This is a genomic window from Paenibacillus sp. 7541, from assembly GCF_002276395.1.
GTDB classification, from domain to species: Bacteria; Bacillota; Bacilli; order Paenibacillales; family Paenibacillaceae; genus Paenibacillus_AQ; species Paenibacillus_AQ campinasensis.
The window spans coordinates 79,937-98,670 of the sequence record NZ_NQLZ01000023.1 but is presented as its reverse complement, the minus strand read 5'-3'; the positions used below and the strand labels follow the sequence as shown (position 1 = coordinate 98,670).

Here is an 18,734-nt window from a genome sequence, read left to right as displayed (position 1 = left end):
ACCGGGTTAACTCCGCGCCCCGGCCGCAAACCGCCGCAACAGCCCCGATTTGACGAGCGCGTCGCCAAGCACCTTCGTCAGCAGGCCGCACACCACAATGCCGCTGGCAATCCGGACAACAAGCGCAGCGCCAAGCACGCCAATCGGCCAAGCGGTATAACCGAACATGATCGAAGCAAACAGGAACCACAGCGGCACCATCGCGCCTCCTGTCAGCATCATTACGCCCGCACTCCAATTCCTGTAACGGAAGATGGCAAAGATCGCCTCTGACACTACCATATAACAACCAGCGGCTACAAAGCATGATGCGATGCCGTAAACCGTTCCCGTTAAGGCCTGAATGGTTCCTCCTATGGCAAATGTCAGCACGGCCGTACCCGGCTTGCGGATGATGTAATAGGCCAGCAGACCGTAAACCATATAAATTCCGGTCGTTGTCGAGGTTGCAATCGGCCCCCCGAGGCTGGTGAGCAGCTTGTTAACCGGACCGATGTACACTGTGATCACCGCATTGACCGCAGCCAGCATCGCCATCAGGATAATCTCCTGGGTTGTAAACGAGAACCATTTATGATGGGTAGAAGCGGATGAAGACACTTGAACTCCTCCTTGACTGCACTTCCCTTGCTTCTTCGGAAGTGTTTCGCTGAATTTTGTTACTCTAGTATTTTGCCTTCTCCGATCCGAAACGTCAACCTATTTTATTAATTCAAGGTTAACAATTTAGACAATCCAGCACACAAGCAAGGTCAATAGCACGCCAGCTGCAGCCGACCACGGGCTCCACCAAGGAATCGTAACCGCTTTGCGAAACGTCCGATCCGGGAAAGCGCCGAAGCCTTTGCTTTCCATCGCTCCGGCCGTCTGTTGGACCCGCCGCAACGCATTCAGCAGCACCGCGGTGACAAACCGCCCCCACCAGCGGATGCGCCCCGTTATCCCTTTCGGCGGACGATGCCCCCGCACCTGATGGGCGGCCAGGATCTGGGTGCCCTCTGCCTCAAGCAGCGGAATGAACGTCAGGGCGGCCGAGATGCCAAAGGCGAACCGGTACGGCAAACGAAGCCTCACTACCATTTCTGTCACAAGCGCTCTTGGATCGGTGGTCACGATGTACACCAGCGACGACAGGAACAGCACAATCATGCGCAGCGACATTGCAGCGGCGGCATTCAGCGCCTCGGCGGTGAATGCAAGCGGCCCCCATGCGAGCACAACCGTCTCGCCCGATGCCGTAAGGCTCGTAAGTACAAAATACGGAACAGCCACAATCGCAATCAACCGGATGCCCCTGGCAATCCGCATCCATGACAGACCTGCAAGGCCGCGGGCTGCCGCGATGCACAATAGCAGCAGCCCGGCCTGATGCGAGAAATGATCCAGCACCATGGCCATCACCGCCACGCAGAACAGCACCGTCATTTTGCTGAGAGGATCCATTCTGTGCAGCAGCGTATTTCCGGTTTCAAATTGAATCAACACATCCAACAACTCCTAGCATCTAAGCCTTGGTCTGCGGCGGAAGAGCATTCCACTCCCTGCGCAGTATGGACAGGACCACCGCATCCACAGCGCCTCTGTCCGAGTAACGATATTCCCGCAGCGTCCCTTCAAGGACGAAACCCATTTTGTGAAAAAAAGCGGCCGCTCGCCCATTATCCCGGTCACAGTATGCCTCGATCCGGTTCAATTCCATCTGCGAGAAACCATAATCGATACATAGAGACAGCGCTTCTTGCATATAGCCTTGGCCCCAGTAGGCGCTGGCGAGCTCACAGCCGATCTCCCCGCGATACGCCCCCTGCAGCTGCCACAAATTGTAGCCGCAGCTGCCGATCAGCGTTCCCGTCTGTCGCAGCTCAATGCCCCAGCGCAGCGCTTCATCCTCTTCAGCCAGCTTGTTCAGCGAAGCGATTAAAGCGGCGGCGGCCTCCGCCCCGTTGATCGCCGGGATCTCCAGGAATCGAGCTGTTTGCGCATCCGCCCAGCACGCATACATCGCTCGTCCATCCGAAGGCTCCATCCTTCGGAGTCTGATTCGCTCCCCTGTCAGCTCGGGAATATCGCCTTGACAGCGGTACACAGGCATCTCTCCTTTTTCGGCTCATCAGAAATCCGTGTTTGGCTTCCAGCAAGACATGCGCTGCGGGGAATGAGGGAACTGGCCATTTACACGGAAGTTGGGCCTCTCAATTTTTGATCATCAGGAGTGGCAAACCTTATTTTCGGTGATACTACCCGTTGTCAGCTATTCGCAGCATGCGATTCCAGCCGCTTCCGGGTACAATATAGAGGAGTATAGGCAGCGTTCGTATCGATGAACAGCCTGCTATTCGATTAATCCTGGAACCCTCGTTGTTGAAAACAACCTTACAGCTATATTGATTCATCCGAAGCACTCCCGTCAATACTGCATCCACGCATGCATAACCGAAACAAGGAGGCCAAGTGTAAAGATGTACATTACTATCTCCATTCTGCTGGTTATTGTGATTCTTGCTGCCGCGATTACACAACTCGGATATTTGCAAATTACGAGAATGAGAGTAAGAAATGATCACCTTCTGTTCTCCATTCTGGAAAAAGCCGGGTTATACAGCAGGGAGCGTTATGAGGCGCTTGAGAAACAAGAGGTCGTGATCACCAGCTTCGACGGCCTGAGGCTGTGCGGCGACGCTGTGGAGCGTCATCCCGGCTCCAAGCGCTGGGTTATCGTCGTTCACGGCTACACTGGATCAAGGGCGTTTTCTACTCAATTTATCGATATGTTCGTGGAGGAAGGCTGCAATGTCCTGCTGATTGACCAGCGCAGGCACGGCAGAAGCGAGGGGCGCTTTACCACTTACGGATATTACGAAAAATATGATGTGCAGGCATGGGTTCGCTGGCTTACCCGGGAATACGGAGCGGATCTCAGCATCGGACTGCACGGTCAATCACTGGGCGGCGGAACAGTGCTTGAATACTTGGCGATCGCCGACCCTCAAGTCAAATTTGTCGTTGCCGACTGCCCTTATTCCGATCTGACCGAGCTGCTAAGGCATCAGTTGACCACGCTGAACAAAATCCCTTCCATTCCGTTTCTGTCCTGGGTGGCCTCCCGCATCCGGCGCAAAGCAGGCTTCAGCGTAGAGCAGGTGAGCCCGATCCGCGCCGTGCGGGACAGCCGCATCCCGGTTTTTTTCATCCATGGCACGGACGACAACTACGTTCCGACCCGGATGAGTATGGAGATGTACGAGCAGAAGCCCGAACCGAAACGACTGCTGCTCATTAACGGAGCCATTCATGCCAACGCCTATCATGTCGATCCGGCACTGTATCGGTCCGAGGTGCAATCGTTCACCCGGACTTATATCGGATCGCCGGATCATGTTCGTTCCGTTGTCCCATCATCGGAATCCGAACCGTCCGGCTCAGGTTCAGGCACATCGGTCGAGAACCGCATTGCCCCGGCCTGAATCGCAACAGCCAACACAACAGCCCTCCCTGACGGTAACTGCCAATGCAGCTTCCTTCCGCCTGGGAGGGCTGCTATTCTGTTCACATCTTAGCGTCTTAGACCGCCGAATCGGCCTTCTTCATCTTGACCGGCTTCAGCACGAGATCGACGAGTTCACCCAGCTTGCGCTGGATCTCCTTGAATTCCTCAATGCCTGCTCCGGTTATGCTGTAGCTATCGCCGTGGGCGGTCAGGAAATTGTCCTGTGTCAGCCGCTCAAGCTCCAGCTTGACCTCTCGGTCTGCCACCTTGTATCCTTCCCGTTCCAGCTCCTCCTGCATGCCGCTGATCGTAAGATCCTGCTCATGGGCACGGTATAGCATGTAGATGCCGATTAACAAGTTTTGCACGTCTGCCCGCATGTTTGCTTCTCTCCCTTCCGGTTCAGTGTAGCGAACGACCATTCAATGTTCATTACCCTTCCACCTGCAACCGGAATCACGGCCAGCCCTCCTTGCTTGGCTCCGTACGTTAGAGCCATGCTTGACGAACCCGTCACCATGTACTATCTTGGAGCATGGATACATCTGATATCATCAGCCATACTATACGGAAAGGCGGGATTTCGCCGTGTTTCAAAATATACCTTACGAGGGCACCCGAAGCGAGCAGCAGGCTCAGGTGCTTGGTCAATTAAAAGCTCTTATCCACGACGAACCAAGCGCCATTGCCAACCTGGCCAATGCGTCGGCGCTGCTTGGACATTTTCTATCCGATATTAACTGGGTCGGCTTCTATCTGTACGATGGCAAAGAGCTGGTGCTCGGCCCGTTCCAGGGACTGCCAGCCTGCATCCGGATTCCGCTGAACCGCGGCGTATGCGGAGCGGCCGCCTCACAGCGATCAACCGTGGTCGTCGAAGACGTCCATGCCTTCCCCGGCCATATCGCCTGTGATGCTGCTTCCAACAGCGAAATCGTTGTCCCGATGATCGTGAACGGCGAGCTATACGGTGTGCTTGACATCGACAGCCCGCTTAAAGGACGCTTTGATGAAGAGGACCAGGCCTTCCTGGAACAATTTGTGCGCCTGCTCGAAGATCAGCTTTCGGTCCAGAATTAACAAACCCTGCATGTTTTTGTGTATTCCTCCACACACTAATCTGGGCCTGACCCAACATCACTTAGGAGGAATACACATGTATCAGAATCAATCGCAAATCGCCAGCCAGATCCGCCAATGTGAACAAATGATCCAGCAGCTGACCCAGCAAACGCAGCAAGCGACCCAAATGTATCAGCAGCTTCTGCATCAGGAGCAGCAGAACGCCATGCGTCTGGAGGAGCTGGCTCAACGTGAGCGGCAGGCGGTTCAGATTATCCAGACCGCGCTTCAAGGTCATCAGCAGGCGATGCAGCAGTATCAGCAAATGTCCCAGATCGTCAGACAAGTAGAAAGCTCTGCCGCAACGCAGAACATCTCGCACATTCAGCCGAACTTCGGGCAAACCTCGCCAAATTCACATCAGCCATTCCCGGGTTCGTCCAACGGCGGATTTCAATAAACGATACTGAGGAACGGCAGCATCACAAAAAGAGCGATTATCGCAGCAAAACCCTGCGAATGATCGCTCTTCTTTCTATCGATTCGGGCTTCTCTCTGCGAGCTTGCCTCACTTCACAACGAACTCGATTTCCGTTGTCAGCTTGTATACATCGGGCGCTTCGGCTTCCCCTTCTATCTCCGGTGCCTGAACGAGAAAATCGGCAGACCCGTATACGACATAACGCCCTTCCGGAAATCCGTTGTCGAGCGACTTAATAAATTGCTTGTACGCATCGTTATCCTCGCCATTATAACCATACGCGCCCTTGTAATATTCGCGTAACGGCTCGCCCTTCTTGAGCGTCGTATGAAGCAAAGGCTCATTCATCCCATAGGAAATGTCATATTCCCGGGTCAGTTCACGGATCGGAAACCAGAATGGAGATGCGGCATGCGATATCGTGATTTCGTCCTCTTCCCCTGTATATTCCAGCTCAGCATACAATTGCACCTGTTCCCCTGCAGCATATTCTCCTTGTTCACTGACCAACCGGTAGACAAAATCTCCTTCGACCCTCTCCGAGCGGCTCTCGCGAGCGGGCTCCTCCGTGTCCGGGACAGACGACGGCACCTCGTGCGCGACCTGGCCTGTGCAGCCTGCAAGGACTAACAGAAGCATCCATATGGACCATAGTGACTTTTTCATATTCATCACCTCACCTACCAGACGAGTGAACGAGAGGCAAGGTTGCAGCTATTCCGTTCGCTCAGACAAGCAAAAAGCTGCCCCCGGCGGCCAGCGCAGCTCCGGGGACAGCTTGTGTACATAATACATGCAGCTTGCGTATGTGAATAACCGTTCTTTCACGAATTCTGTCTATGTTACAGCACACTTCCGCCAAACAGGAAACGATGCTGCCACGAAGAACTGAAATCTCCAACCAGAACGCCTCCGGATTGCTTGGAGTAAGTATGCAGAAGCTTGCCGTCGCCAAGGTAAATGGCCACATGAGTAATCCGCTGCTTGGACTTGTCCACTCCAGCGTATGCGGATGCCGAAGAGCCTCTGTAGCTCATGAAGAATACAAGATCCCCTCGCTTCAATTCACTCAGCCTGTACACATCCGTTCCTTTATCCTTGATCCAGGCACCTTGGGTGCGGGAATTGCTCGGCAGTGTAATGCCTGCCCCTTCAATGAATGCACGGCGCACGAAATCCGAGCAGTCAAACGTTCTGGTGGAGCTGCGGTTAGAGCCGAACTCGTAAGGCGTGCCCAAATATTTCATCCCGGCATTGATCACTCTCTCAACCGCTGCGTTGGTGGCCGGAGCCTTGCTGCCAGAACTGCCGGAACCGGAAGATGTTCTTTGAGCCGTAATATATTTCGCCGAAGCATAGCCCTGATTGCCTTTCGAATCGACAATTCTATACCAGCTGGAATTGCTGGCCAGAATCCGAACATTGTCACCCTTGTACACTCTGGCTACAACCTTGCCCGAAGTCGAAGGCTGACTTCTCATATACACATTGGAGTTCGCAACTCCTGTAGTTACAGACTGCGTGGAAGCGGCTTGGACCGGACTTGTGAATCCATGGCCGTAAGAACCTACAACAACTGCCGACAGTAGCGTCCCAGCCAACAACTTTTTGAAACCTTTTTTCGTAAGAATGGTTGATCTCCCCCATCTGGCATGATTAGAATTACGAACCCATCTCGTAATCCCGCACTCATTATAGCCAGCCTGTCCACCGGGACGCATGCTACTATATGCACAAATGGGTATGCCAACTATTGCCAAGAAGGAGGACTTTTGTCGCTTTTCCAACATAAATTTAGTATAAATAGATTAATTTGTATTCAAAATTTGGGGGATGCTTCCAGGTAATTGAAAAATGGGAATGACAAATCCAGAGCCTTCGGAGAATGATAGGTCCTTCGTTGGGGGATTATGGTTAAACAACGGGGAAATCCATAAAAAAAGTCTGCCCTCTAATAATACCGAGGTACAGACTAAAGTCTAGCGCACGTTGCGCCCGGACTTCCACTACAATATTGTCATATTTTCAGGGGCGTTTGGCGTAGAGCGGGTAGCCCGGATCACGAGGAACGTCGATCAGAATCATCCGGATATCGTCTGAAGCCAGCAGGCTCCAGCCTTCCGGCCCCTCTGAGCCATGCTCGATCACCATAAAATCACGATGGAGAAAAGGCAGCATGCTCCCATCATTTTCCGAATCCCTATACCAGACACCGCCGCCTCTTACAGCAAGGGCCGCCAGCATCCGTCCCGGCTTGAGCTCATAAGCAGCCTTATGTCCGGCCAGCACTTGCAGATCGATCATATGTACATCCACCGAGACGTCTACCGGCGATCCGTCACCGATAATTATTTTGCGGGAGCCCCCGTCGAACGGAAGGACCGGCAGCTGGTCGGATATATATTGGCGACAGGCCGGATTCTGCTTCAGCGCATTGCGAAGATGCGGCTCCAGCCAGATCTGAAAGCCTTCGGCGTCCGGGCCCGTATACCATTCTTCATGCTGTATTCCCGAGCCTGAACGCATAAGCAGCAGATCGCCTGCCACCGCTTCCTTATGCCCGCTGTACTCATCCTGATGAACGGTCTTCCCCTGGATCATATAAGTCACGACTTCAAAACCTTGGTGGCGGTGCATCGGGGCATGCCCTTCCAGCGGCACCCCGAGCCAGGACCAGTAAAAAAGCGGGCCTACCCGCGTCACCGCTCCTCCCTCGCCGGAGAGTGCAATCGGCCTCAGCTCTATTATTCTCCCGTCATCCATCACACTTCTCCCCTGCTTGTCAGGTGTATATACTTCCCCCCTCATATTCCGCCTCCTTCGGTTGGACATCCATTTGTGACTATTCTGTGAATCCTCTCTCATCTTATCTCTAACTTAAGACGATATCAACGTTTCATAATTATCGTCTCTGCAATCGCTTCTCCATACACTGCATCAGCCGCTGAAGGCGAGGGATGATGCGTCCCGGGAAAGACGCGTCCCGTATTTCCGTTTAACGCTCTCGTTCTGCAATTTGGTACAATACAATCGGTACTGAATGTATATAAAGAAGGGATTTTACAATATGTTCAAAATCTTGATCGTTGAGGATGACGCCGCACTTGTCAGTCTGCTGACAGAGCATCTGCACAGATTCGGATATGACACGCTAGCCATCGATGATTTCGAAACCGTGCGTGCACAGTTCGAGGCCTATGAGCCGCATCTTGTTCTCCTGGATGTCAATCTGCCGAAATATGACGGCTACTACTGGTGCCGCCAGTTCCGCAGCCTCTCCACTTGTCCGATTATTTTCATTTCTGGCCGGGACGGCAAGATGGATCAGGTGATGGCCATCGAGAACGGCGCGGACGATTATATGACGAAGCCTTTTGACTACGAGATCGTTATGGCCAAAATCAAAAGCCAGCTCCGGCGCGCCTATGGCTCCTATGCAGCCGGACAGAACGAACGGACGCTGTCAGTCGCCGGCCTCCTTCTCGACATAGAACGCCTGACCCTGTCATGGAAGGATAACCGGGTTGAGATCAGCCATACCGAAGCGATCATCCTGGATGAACTGATGAAAAAAAGCGAGCAGGTGGTTAGCCGTGACCGGCTTCTGGAGAAAATATGGGATGATCAGGCTTTTGTGGATGACAACACGCTCAATGTATATGTGACCCGGGTCCGCAAGAAACTCGCCGCGCTCGGCATCCATGACGGTCTGCAAACGGTGCGCGGACGCGGATACCGGCTGGTGCCGAACTGGGGGGATACACCATGAAGCTATTCCTGCAGGATCAGCGTCCGCTGATCCTTGTATATATAGGTCAACTGCTTGTCGTGACGCTCATCTATCGCCTGGGTGGATTCCAGAATACGTCGGTTAGCTTGTATGCCGTGCTGATCAGCATCCTGCTGCTCGCAGGTTATCTGATCTTCCGGTATGTAGCCAATCGCTCCTTCTATAAGCGTCTGGAGCAGGCGCATCGGCCCGATGGGCCGCTGACCGGCGAATCTCGCGCGGAGACTTCGCATACGCCGATGGCCGAGGCGCTGCATCTGCTCCTGAGAAGCCAGTTCCGTTATTATGCGACTGAGCTGGACAGCTACAAGGTTCGAATCGAGAACCATATCCGCTTCATTAACCAATGGGCGCATCAGATGAAAACACCGCTGGCTGTCATCCATCTCATCATTCAGGACGAGGATGATCACCGTTTTGCAGCGATCGCAGATGAGCTGGACCGGCTCAAGAAAGGGCTGGAAACGGTGCTCTACACCGCGCGTCTGGATACCTTCGAGCGAGATTTTTATGTGGAGAGCCTGCCCCTGGAGAGCGTCGTCCGTTCGGTCACCTCCGAGCAGAAACGGCTGTTTATCCGCAGACGCATCTATCCATCGATTCGTATAGACGCTGATCTGAAGGTGACCACCGATGAGAAGTGGCTTTCTTTTGTTCTTACCCAGCTCGTCACGAACGCAATCCGCTATACCCCTCATGATCAGGGAACCATTTATTTTGAAGGCTTTCGGCGGGAGCATCAGACCGTGCTGGAGGTGCGGGATGAAGGCATCGGTATCCCTCCGAGCGATTTGCCCCGCATATTCGAGCCTTATTTCACCGGGGAGAACGGACGCCGTTATCAGGAATCCACCGGCATGGGGCTGTACCTTGTCAAAGAAATATTGACCAAGCTGGGGCATGACTTTCAGGTGGAGTCCCGGGTGAACGAAGGCACCACATTCCGGATTCTATTCGCGGAGGACACTTGATTCCCTTTATAGAAACCTTACAAGGTTGTAATGCAACTGTAAGTTAGCAACATGGCCCGAGGGGAAAGGGCTGATCTACAATATAAGCATCGGACGTGAGGAGTGAAGAGCGATGCCGATACTGGATGTCAGGCATTTATCAAAAATCTACGAGGGCAAAGTCGCTCATCAAGCGCTGCATAATATCCGATTCACGGTGGAGCAAGGCGAATTTGTCGGCATTATGGGGCCTTCAGGCAGCGGCAAAACGACGCTGCTCAATCTGATCGCCACGATGGACCAGCCTACCGCCGGGGAAGTGATGATCAACGGGCGCAATCCCCATCTGCTGAGCAGAAACGAAGCCGCCTTGTTCCGGCGCCGGGAGCTGGGCTTTGTGTTTCAGCATTTCAATCTGCTGGACACCTTGACGGTGGAGGAGAACATTGTGCTGCCATTAATGCTGGAGAGCGCTCCGCTGAACATGATGGAGGACAAGGTGAAGCACATCGCAGCGCAGCTTGGGATCGGGTCGATTTTGCCTAAACGGACCTACGAAATATCAGGCGGACAAATGCAGCTTGCGGCCATTGCCCGAGCGCTCATCCAGGAGCCGTCTCTTATATTGGCCGATGAACCGACCGGCAACCTCGATTCCAAAGCCTCCAGGGAAGTGATGAGCACGCTGTCTGCATCAAGCCGGGAGGCTTCCGCCACCATCCTCATGGTTACACATGACCCGGTAGCTGCCAGCTACTGCGACCGGGTGCTGTTCATTAAGGATGGGCAGCTGTATAACGAGCTGTACTGCGGCGATCATCGCCAGGCGTTCTTCCAGCGGATCATCGATATGCTTGCGCTGCTGGGAGGGAAGAGTCATGACCTTTCGACAATTCGCTTCTAGCAATGTGCTGCGGAACAAGCGCACGTATGCCGCTTATTTTCTGTGCAGCGCGTTTTCGGTCATGATTTTTTTCATATGCACGTTGTTTATATACCATCCGGAGCTTCGGCAGCAGATTTTCTATCCGGTCGTGGTGCAGGCGATGGCGGGAGCGGCGCTGATCATGTATGTGTTCTCGTTTTTCTTCGTGCTGTATTCGGTTGGCGCCTTTATGAACACACGGAAACGCGAGTTCGGCATTCTGCTCATGCACGGCATGACAGATCGCCAGCTTAGCAATATGCTGTTTCTCGAAAATATGATTATCGGCGTCAGCGCCATCGCAACCGGGATTGTGTCCGGCATCATTACAGGAAAGCTGTTTCTGATGGCCGGGTCGGCCTTTCTCGGCATCTCGCCGCTGCCGTTCCGTCTGCCAGCCGGCGCGCTCGGCCTGACCGCCGCCAGCTACGCCGTCTTGTTCATCATCATTTCATTGTGCATTCCATGGCTGCTCCGGTCGAAGAAGCTGATCGATCTCGTTCAGTCCGGACAGCCGCTTCGCCCGGAGCCGGGTGCTTCCCGGGGCCTGTCGGTCCTCGCCGTCGTTCTGCTTCTGCTAGGTTATGGTCTTGCAGCGACATCAACTGCTTCCACACTGACATACCGCATGGTTCCCGTGACATTGATAACCATTGCCGGCACCTATCTGTTTTACACCCAGCTGGGGGTGAAGCTCGTCGGACGGATCGCCCGCAGCCGCCCTTTTGCCTGGAAGCAAACGAATCTGATCTCGCTGGCAGGCCTCCATTACCGGCTCCGGGATCATGCCCAGCTGTTCTCGATCGTAACGGTCGTGCTGGCGATCTCCTTCTGCTCCGTCGGGGTCTTCGTCTCTATTCCGGTGCTTAGCAAGCAGTTCGAAGAGGACTTTCCCGCCGCGGTCGGTTATATGTCCAAGGAGGGAAGCTCGCTGGATGCTGCGCATCTGTCCGAGATCAGCCAGGAGCTTGGGAGCCGAAGCATTCCATTTGAAGCGCTGACGCTTCCGATCAAGTATGTGCAGGCGCAGCCCTCAAGGGCTGACAGCCAGCCCGGCCATCTGCTCACCTTGATGTCATACTCCGACTACAAGCAGGCGGTGCTCATGTCCGGTCAGCCTCTGATCGACGAGCCCCCCGCCCGGGAGGAAGCGCTTGTGCTGGTGGCCTCGCAGAACGACAGAACCTACCTGCGGGGAAGGAAGCTGACTTCGCATGTGCTCACATCCGGTCTGACGCTTCAAGAAACCCGGTACACGAAGCATGTGGCGGTTCCCGAATATTTGCTGCCGGACCTGGAGGACGAGCATATTAGCGGTCTGGTCGTTCATGACGAAGTGTTTGCGGAGCTGTCTCACACGCTGCAAACCGATCTCTATACCGGATTTTATGTGGAGGATTACAGGCAGACCGAGGCGCTCGTGCCCGAGCTGGCACCCGGTGGAAGCGTCCGTTACACTGAAGGGCTGCCTTACGCACTGACCGTCAGCGGAACCCTCTATTCCATGAGGGACAGCCTGTACAGCATTCTGCTGTTTGCAGCACTGCTCGTCGGCACCGTATTCTTCATTGCCGCCGGGAGCTTTCTCTACTTCCGCCTATATGCCAATCTGGATGCGGATCAGCGGCATTACGCAACGTTATCGAGGCTGGGTATTACGGACAGCGAATTCAGCCGGATTGTGACCGGTCAGCTCGCGCTGCTCTTTTTTGTCCCGATCGGGCTTGCGATTGTACACAGCATCTTTGCATTTATCGCCCTCCAGAGCTACTTTTACTTATCGATAGCGGCCGAAATGGGCGTGGTGCTTGTCAGTTTTCTGATGATGCAGGTTGTTTATTTCTTTTTTATACGGAGCCAATATTTGCGAAAGCTGAGAAAGTCGATGGTATAATCGTCGAGTTTCCGATCGCTTAAATCGCTAAGCTTATCTAATTGAGGTGTTATCGTTGGAGAATTGGATTACAGATATCATGGAGCAGTTTGGCTATATCGGTGTTTTTCTCATGATTGCACTCGAAAATATTTTTCCGCCGATCCCCTCTGAAATCATACTGACCTTTGGCGGATTTATGACCACCTACACATCCATGACCGTGCCCGGCGTGGTCGCTGCGGCAACGCTCGGATCGGTAGTCGGCGCCGTCATCCTGTACGGAATCGGCCGATTGCTCGATGTTGAGCGGCTGGAGAAGATTGTCGAGCGCTGGGGACATATCCTCAGAGTGAAAAAAGAAGACATCAGCAAGGCGGACGCCTGGTTTGATAAATACGGGTACTGGACGGTGCTGTTTGGACGGATGGTGCCGCTCATTCGCAGCCTGATCTCCATCCCTGCCGGGATGTCCAATATGAAATTTGGCATGTTCCTGCTCTTCACGACGATCGGAACCTTGATCTGGAATGTTATTCTCGTCACCGTAGGCGCCATGTTGGGCGAATCCTGGGAGGATATTGTCGCCTTTATGGATGTGTACTCCCATCTTACGTATGCGGTTATTGCCGTGGCTCTCGTCGTGCTGCTGTTCCTGTTCTTCCGCAAGCGGAAGAACTCGGCATAGCCTTTCGTTTACGCCGCTTTTCGCGCTCACTTGAATTTATGAATGAAGGAGTATGTCGGCTATGGATTTTCTAACGATTCTGAAGGCGATTATTCTCGGCATTGTGGAAGGCCTGACTGAATTCGCCCCGGTCTCCTCAACCGGCCATATGATCATCGTGGATGACATGTGGCTGCAATCGGAGGAATTTCTGACCAAGTATGTGGCTAACACATTCAAGGTCGTCATTCAGCTCGGCTCCATTCTGGCTGTGCTGGTTGTATTTAAGGACCGCTTTCTCGATCTGCTCGGGCTAAAGCACTTGAAGCAGGAGCAAGGGCAGCCCGTGCAGGGCAGCAGGCTCAAGCTGACTCAGGTTATCGTCGGCCTCATTCCGGCCGGGGTGCTCGGCCTGCTGTTCGAGGACTATATTGACGAGTATCTTTTCTCCACCGGAACGGTGCTGATCGGGCTTGTGCTCGGTGCCATTTTCATGATCATTGCCGACCTCCTCAGCAGAAAGAAGCCGCAGGTGTCCTCGGTTGACCAGATTACGTACCGGCAGGCTTTTATGGTAGGACTGATTCAGTGTCTGTCACTGTGGCCCGGCTTCTCCCGCTCCGGCTCGACGATATCCGGCGGGGTACTGCTCGGGATGAGCCACCGCGTGGCGGCCGATTTCACGTTTATTATGGCGGTGCCGATCATGTTCGGGGCAAGCTTCCTGTCTCTGCTGAAGAACTGGGAGTATTTCACGCTGGAGGCTCTGCCGTTCTTCATCGCCGGCTTTGTGGCCGCCTTTGTGTTTGCCCTCATCTCGATCCGGTTCCTCCTGAAGCTTATTAACCGGATCAAGCTGGTGCCATTCGCTATCTATCGGATCGTGCTGGCGGCCGTCATTTTTATAGTGATCTATCTGTAAACGATGGGACACTTCAACAATAACGGAACTGGAAGACGTTATTCCCGGGATCGACAGGATGAATTTCGACCCGGAAATCAGCGCATCCAGTTCCGCTTCCTCATGATCAGCTTAACGCCACCACGACCTTGGTCAATCCACGCTCTGTTTACTTCACAGCCCCCTGCGTAATCCCGTTAATAATCCATTTCTGGGCAAACAGATAGATGATAATCATCGGCAGCATCGCCATCAAATAAGAGGCAAACGCCAGGTTGAAGTCGGTATTGAATTGCCCCTGGAAAATATACTGCACCAAAGGCAGTGTATAGGAGTCGGTGTCGCTAATGATGATGAGCGGAAGCAGAAAATCATTATAGGTCGACAGGCAGATCAGGATGCCGATCGTGGCGTTAATCGGAGCCATCATCGGGAAGATGATGCGCCAGAATGTGCCCCAGGTCGAGCCTCCGTCCACCCGCGCCGCTTCCTCCAGCGCCACCGGTATGGATTTGATATAACCTACATACACAAATACGTTGAACGCCAAGGCATATACCGTATGCAGAATGGTCAGTCCGACCAGATTGGTCATATTTAGTCCCGCCGCCAGCTTAACCAAGGGCAGCATAATAATCGGAAACGGAATGAACATCGCACTAATAAAATAAAAATACAGGCCTTTAAAAAACTTGCGATCCATATTGCGCGCGATGGCGTAAGCCACCATCGAATTCGTGAGCAGGGTCAGAATCACTGTGGCGGTTGTCACAGCCGCGCTGTTGCCCAGGGCATTGAAGAAGTTGGTCATTCTGACCGCATTGGCAAAGTTCTCAAACCGAAGCTCTGTTGGCAGGCCGAAGACGGAAACCAGCATGTCCTCCGGCGATTTCAGAGCGATGGTCATAGTCATGTATAGCGGAAACAGAATGAAAATGGTGCCGAGTGCAATCAGAAGCATAACGATCCAGTTCGTTTTGGTTCGCATTACATCTCCGCCTCCCTTCTCTGCAGAAACCGGATTTGAAGGATTGAAATGCCCGCGATCAGAACGAAGTAAAGCACCGAGTTCGCAGACTGGTAGGCAAATTCTCCTCCTTCAAAGCCACCGGTATAGATCAAATGCGATATCGATTGAGTCGCCCGGCCTGGACCGCCATTAGTCAAAGCCACGATCTGATCGAACACCATCAGCGAGTTTTTCATCGCCAGCACCATGTTGATCGTAAAGAACGGTGCAATCAAAGGAAACGTAATTCTCCAAAATTCCTGCCATCGGTTAGCCCCGTCGAGGTTCGAGGCCTCGTACAACGTCTGGTTGATCGTCTGCAGCCCGGCCAGATACAGAATCGTGTTATACGCGATGCCCTGCCATACCGCCACGATGACAATCCCGATCCAGGCATGCTGCTCGCTCCCGAGAATATTGGTGGAGAGCCAGCCGATACCGAGATTTTGCCCCCAGATTGTGAATACGTTCGAAAACAGATAATTGAATATGTACCCGACAATCAGCACACTGAGAATATTGGGCAGGAAATATATGCCCCGAAAGAAATTTCTCGCTTTGATCTTGGCATTCAGCCCCATCGCAATCAGCAGACTGAAAAAATTAATGAGAATCGTTACCACAACCGCAAACTTGAACGTGAACCAGTAAGCGTTGCCAACGTTATTGTCTTTAAACAGGTTGACATAGTTTTTGATCCCGATGAAATCAAAGCGGTCGCCAAAGCCGTTCCAGTTCGTGAAGGAGTAATACACCCCTTGCAGCGCCGGCAGCGTGAGAAAGACAAAGAACAGCACGACCGCCGGTATCGTCATGAGATAAAATGTCGTGAGCCGTTTGTTCATGGGAACCTCCTAAAAGTTTTCGAGGGTAACTACTTTGGAATTACTGCGAGAAAACTCGCTTCGAAAGCACAAACCAAGTTTTCGAGGGTAACTACTATGAAACTACTGCGAGAAAACTCGCTTCGGAAGCGCAAACCGTGTTTTCTCCCATCCGTCAACGCCTGTCAGCCACCTTGTCCCATTCGGTGTCCAGCCTTCTCAAATAGGCGTCAATATCTCCGTTCTGCAAAAAGGATTGGACAATTGAGCTTAGCTGAACGGCTGCGGGAATATAGTGATCCGCAAAATCCACAACCCGTCCCTGTTCAAGGTACGGCTGGAGCTCCGCTACCGCCGGGTCATCCTGCTTGACCCCCTTCACGGTGGAGAACAATGTCTGCTCCGTAATGTACTGCTCACTATTTTCCGGCTCAAGCAGAAACTCGATGAACCGCAGCGCTTCTTCTTGATGAGGCGAATCCTCCGCTACTGCCAGCAATGTGTCAACACCTGAGATCAGTTTGTTCTGCTGTGGGTCATTGCCGGTCGGAAACGGGAAGAACCCAATCTCGATATCCGGATTCGACTTCCTGATCTCCGGAATCGCCCAGGTGCCCTGGATGTACATCACCGACTCTCCTCTGGCGAAGTCCCGGTTTCCATCGGCATAGCTTTTCCCAAAGTTATCTCCATGGCCGTAATCCATCAGCGCCAGCTGCTTCTCGGCCACCTCGCGATAGCGGTCTGCAAAGGTCACCTGATCTTCACGCCGCTGCAAATAAAACTCGATCCCCTCCAGATTCGAAGCCAGCGCATTAAAGGGAAGCACGGTCTGCCAGTCATCCTTGTACGTAAAATAAAACGGGATCTTCCCCTCATCCTTTACCTTTTGGGCAACGGCGAGAAGTTCATCCCATGTCTCCGGGACCGTCAGCCCCATCTCTTCAAATAATTGTCTGTTATACATAATGCCGTTTGCATTCGTAGAGAACGGGATTCCCGTGACCTCCTCCATGCCTGACACATCCTTGAGCATTTGTACATAGGTGGCGTCAACCTGTTCCAGAAGCGGGCTATTCGTCACATCCATAAAAATGCCGCTTTGCGCCAGCAGCGAATATGTATCCGTAGCTCCCATGCCAATAATGTCTGGAATATCATTCTTGACAACCCTCGTTTTCAGTACAGTTTCCGCATCCGGCGGATTAACCTGAATGACGGTAATGTCGGACTGGGACTGATTAAATTTATCCACCAGCGCATCGAACGTCCCCTTCGCTTCCGGCTTGTTCTGAAAAAATTCAATCTGCACCCGGCCGGTGTCCGCCTGACTGCTGCAGGCAGTCAGTGCGATGAGCAGCAGCAAGCCGCTTATGATCCTTACTCCGAGTCTCATCAGCAAAACCTCCGTTTCATGTCTAAGTTCGGCAAATGCTGACGCCTGTAGTATGTAATACCCTGTACGCTTGGTTGGTAAACGCCCGAGATCACGGCACCCGATCAGCAAGCCGCACGGGCAGGCATTAAAAAAAGCAGACCAGGCGTTATCTCCTGATCTGCTTCGGCTCTTGCTATAGGTGAGTAAGCTTACGGCCTACTCAAGCCATTTTTTCTCGATTTCTGCAAATCTGCCTTGCAGCTTCATTTCGTCCATCCACATTTCCAGGAAACTCGCATAGGCGAAGTCTCCACGAGGAATCATGTAGCCTTTCTCGTTGTTGGTGAACGGTGCGTCTGTCAATGCAGCATACAGTCTGGAATCAGCTTTGGCATACGTGATCGCCTCGATTGTATCGGTGATCATCACATCGTATGTACCGTCAGCTACCAGATGCGGAATGTCCAGGTTGTTCGGAACGACTGTTACGTTAGCTTTGGTCAGGTGCTGGCGAACGAAGACTTCGTTCGTTCCGCCCGGATTCACACCGATGCGAACGGTCGGCTTGTTAATATCTTCAATGGTCAAATACTTGTCTTTGTCTTCTTGACGGATCAATGGAGCTTTACCGAAGGACATGTAGCCTTGAGATACATAAGCTGTTTTTTGTCTGTCCGTGTTACGGGTAACTCCACCCACCGCGATGTCGAATTTGTCATCCAGCAAATCCTTCATCATTGTAGACCAGGAAGTCTGCACGAATTGAACCTCCACACCCAGATCCTTACCAAGCTCCAGCATAGCGTCTACATCATAGCCTTCATATTCATTCGTTTCAGGATTCAGGTATGTAAATGGCTTGTAGTCGCCGGTCATACCTACGCGAATGTAACCTCTTTTGATGATTTCATCAAGCTGAGATTGTTCCTGCTGTTGCTTCTTTACTTGACCCGGTGCATGGGATGCTGCAGATTTTGCACTTACGTCTGGCGTTCTCAGAACCTCATTTGCAGCAAATCCTGTTGCTACCAGAGACAAACTCAAAACCCCAGCAATAAGTCCTTTTTTCCAATTTTTAGCCATTTAGAATTCCTCCCGTATTTCATGTTGTAAATCCGAAGCTTCCTAACGCCGCCTTGAGCTGGTCCATGTCAGACCTCACTCTTACACCTCTTGATGTTCCGATGGGAGCCGTAACCCGCGACGGGGAATCCCCCCTGATGAACAGTGCATTCGAAGCATGGACAACAAGAAGTGGCAGCGTTATCGTATTCTCCTTGTTACATGCTCAGGATGAACCATGCGTCATCGTGCTGATTACAGCTCCGGCTTTCTCTCCTGGTGGCATCCCCCCTCTCCAGTTGCGATGAATCAGGCTCGCTTGCAG

The 18,734-nt window shown here is 52.7% G+C and carries 20 protein-coding genes; 9 read left to right on the top strand and 11 right to left on the bottom strand.

Going from position 1 to position 18,734, the window contains the following annotated elements; genetic code table 11:
• Positions 1 to 6: 6 nt before the first annotated feature.
• From CHH75_RS14955 to CHH75_RS14945, 3 genes are all read right to left on the bottom strand, one after another.
• Positions 7 to 537 (bottom strand): ECF transporter S component, encoded by a 531-nt coding sequence (locus CHH75_RS14955; protein WP_095398592.1) that lies wholly within the window; start codon positions 535 to 537, stop codon positions 7 to 9.
• A gap of 189 nt (positions 538 to 726) precedes the next feature.
• Entirely contained in the window at positions 727 to 1,485 is a 759-nt protein-coding gene (locus tag CHH75_RS14950; protein ID WP_095398564.1) for an energy-coupling factor transporter transmembrane component T family protein, read from the bottom strand.
• 19 nt (positions 1,486 to 1,504) lie between these two features.
• Positions 1,505 to 2,086 (bottom strand): GNAT family N-acetyltransferase, encoded by a 582-nt coding sequence (locus tag CHH75_RS14945; RefSeq protein ID WP_095265988.1) that lies wholly within the window; start codon positions 2,084 to 2,086, stop codon positions 1,505 to 1,507.
• A 373-nt stretch (positions 2,087 to 2,459) separates the two neighbouring features.
• Between CHH75_RS14945 and CHH75_RS14940 the strand changes: the two genes are divergently transcribed.
• Positions 2,460 to 3,464 (top strand): alpha/beta hydrolase, encoded by a 1,005-nt coding sequence (locus CHH75_RS14940; protein WP_095398563.1) that lies wholly within the window; start codon positions 2,460 to 2,462, stop codon positions 3,462 to 3,464.
• Between the two features lie 97 nt (positions 3,465 to 3,561).
• Here the strand turns inward: CHH75_RS14940 and CHH75_RS14935 are convergent, their stop codons facing one another.
• On the bottom strand, positions 3,562 to 3,867 hold the full coding sequence (locus CHH75_RS14935) for a hypothetical protein (RefSeq protein WP_095265986.1): 306 nt from the start codon (positions 3,865 to 3,867) through the stop codon (positions 3,562 to 3,564).
• 208 nt (positions 3,868 to 4,075) lie between these two features.
• Between CHH75_RS14935 and CHH75_RS14930 the strand changes: the two genes are divergently transcribed.
• Both CHH75_RS14930 and CHH75_RS14925 read left to right on the top strand, forming a co-directional pair.
• Positions 4,076 to 4,567, top strand: coding sequence for a GAF domain-containing protein (locus CHH75_RS14930; RefSeq protein ID WP_095398562.1), 492 nt, complete (start codon positions 4,076 to 4,078; stop codon positions 4,565 to 4,567).
• A gap of 76 nt (positions 4,568 to 4,643) precedes the next feature.
• Positions 4,644 to 5,009, top strand: coding sequence for an AMP-dependent synthetase and ligase (locus CHH75_RS14925; RefSeq protein ID WP_095265984.1), 366 nt, complete (start codon positions 4,644 to 4,646; stop codon positions 5,007 to 5,009).
• Between the two features lie 108 nt (positions 5,010 to 5,117).
• On the opposite strand, the gene CHH75_RS14920 is transcribed toward CHH75_RS14925, so the two are convergent.
• The 3 genes from CHH75_RS14920 to CHH75_RS14910 form a co-directional block, all read right to left on the bottom strand.
• A complete protein-coding gene (locus CHH75_RS14920; protein WP_244908206.1) occupies positions 5,118 to 5,669 on the bottom strand; it encodes a hypothetical protein in 552 nt (183 codons plus the stop codon).
• A gap of 203 nt (positions 5,670 to 5,872) precedes the next feature.
• Positions 5,873 to 6,631 carry a C40 family peptidase gene (locus CHH75_RS14915; RefSeq protein ID WP_230875603.1) on the bottom strand — a complete coding sequence of 253 codons (759 nt, stop codon included), beginning with the start codon at positions 6,629 to 6,631 and terminating at the stop codon, positions 5,873 to 5,875.
• 424 nt (positions 6,632 to 7,055) lie between these two features.
• Positions 7,056 to 7,838: a pirin family protein gene (locus CHH75_RS14910; RefSeq protein WP_095265981.1), complete on the bottom strand. Its 783-nt coding sequence runs from the start codon at positions 7,836 to 7,838 to the stop codon at positions 7,056 to 7,058.
• A 259-nt stretch (positions 7,839 to 8,097) separates the two neighbouring features.
• On the opposite strand from CHH75_RS14910, the gene CHH75_RS14905 reads away from it, so the two are divergent.
• The 6 genes from CHH75_RS14905 to CHH75_RS14880 all read left to right on the top strand — a co-directional run bounded on the left by CHH75_RS14905 (position 8,098) and on the right by CHH75_RS14880 (position 14,157).
• Entirely contained in the window at positions 8,098 to 8,799 is a 702-nt protein-coding gene (locus CHH75_RS14905; protein ID WP_095265980.1) for a response regulator transcription factor, read from the top strand.
• On the top strand, positions 8,796 to 9,791 hold the full coding sequence (locus CHH75_RS14900; RefSeq protein WP_095265979.1) for a sensor histidine kinase: 996 nt from the start codon (positions 8,796 to 8,798) through the stop codon (positions 9,789 to 9,791). The genes CHH75_RS14905 and CHH75_RS14900 overlap by 4 nt, the downstream gene beginning before the upstream one ends.
• A gap of 112 nt (positions 9,792 to 9,903) precedes the next feature.
• A complete protein-coding gene (locus CHH75_RS14895; protein WP_095398561.1) occupies positions 9,904 to 10,674 on the top strand; it encodes an ABC transporter ATP-binding protein in 771 nt (256 codons plus the stop codon).
• On the top strand, positions 10,649 to 12,589 hold the full coding sequence (locus CHH75_RS14890; RefSeq protein WP_095398560.1) for an ABC transporter permease: 1,941 nt from the start codon (positions 10,649 to 10,651) through the stop codon (positions 12,587 to 12,589). Before CHH75_RS14895 ends, CHH75_RS14890 begins: the two co-directional genes overlap by 26 nt.
• Before the next feature lie 55 nt (positions 12,590 to 12,644).
• Positions 12,645 to 13,256 carry a DedA family protein gene (locus CHH75_RS14885; RefSeq protein WP_095398559.1) on the top strand — a complete coding sequence of 204 codons (612 nt, stop codon included), beginning with the start codon at positions 12,645 to 12,647 and terminating at the stop codon, positions 13,254 to 13,256.
• 61 nt (positions 13,257 to 13,317) lie between these two features.
• Complete coding sequence (locus CHH75_RS14880; protein WP_095398558.1) at positions 13,318 to 14,157, top strand: undecaprenyl-diphosphate phosphatase; 840 nt, start codon at positions 13,318 to 13,320, stop codon at positions 14,155 to 14,157.
• A 148-nt stretch (positions 14,158 to 14,305) separates the two neighbouring features.
• Here CHH75_RS14880 and CHH75_RS14875 read toward each other — a convergent pair whose 3' ends face one another.
• The 4 genes from CHH75_RS14875 to CHH75_RS14860 form a co-directional block, all read right to left on the bottom strand.
• Positions 14,306 to 15,124 carry a carbohydrate ABC transporter permease gene (locus CHH75_RS14875; RefSeq protein WP_095265974.1) on the bottom strand — a complete coding sequence of 273 codons (819 nt, stop codon included), beginning with the start codon at positions 15,122 to 15,124 and terminating at the stop codon, positions 14,306 to 14,308.
• Positions 15,124 to 15,990, bottom strand: a complete 867-nt coding sequence (locus CHH75_RS14870) for a carbohydrate ABC transporter permease (RefSeq protein ID WP_095265973.1) — start codon at positions 15,988 to 15,990, stop codon at positions 15,124 to 15,126. The genes CHH75_RS14875 and CHH75_RS14870 overlap by 1 nt, the downstream gene beginning before the upstream one ends.
• Positions 15,991 to 16,144: 154 nt before the next feature.
• A complete protein-coding gene (locus tag CHH75_RS14865) occupies positions 16,145 to 17,365 on the bottom strand; it encodes an ABC transporter substrate-binding protein (RefSeq protein ID WP_095265972.1) in 1,221 nt (406 codons plus the stop codon).
• A gap of 198 nt (positions 17,366 to 17,563) precedes the next feature.
• The gene (locus CHH75_RS14860; RefSeq protein ID WP_095265971.1) at positions 17,564 to 18,430 is read right to left on the bottom strand and encodes a transporter substrate-binding domain-containing protein; all 867 of its coding nucleotides are present in this window, start codon (positions 18,428 to 18,430) and stop codon (positions 17,564 to 17,566) included.
• Between the last annotated feature and the right edge of the window lie 304 nt (positions 18,431 to 18,734).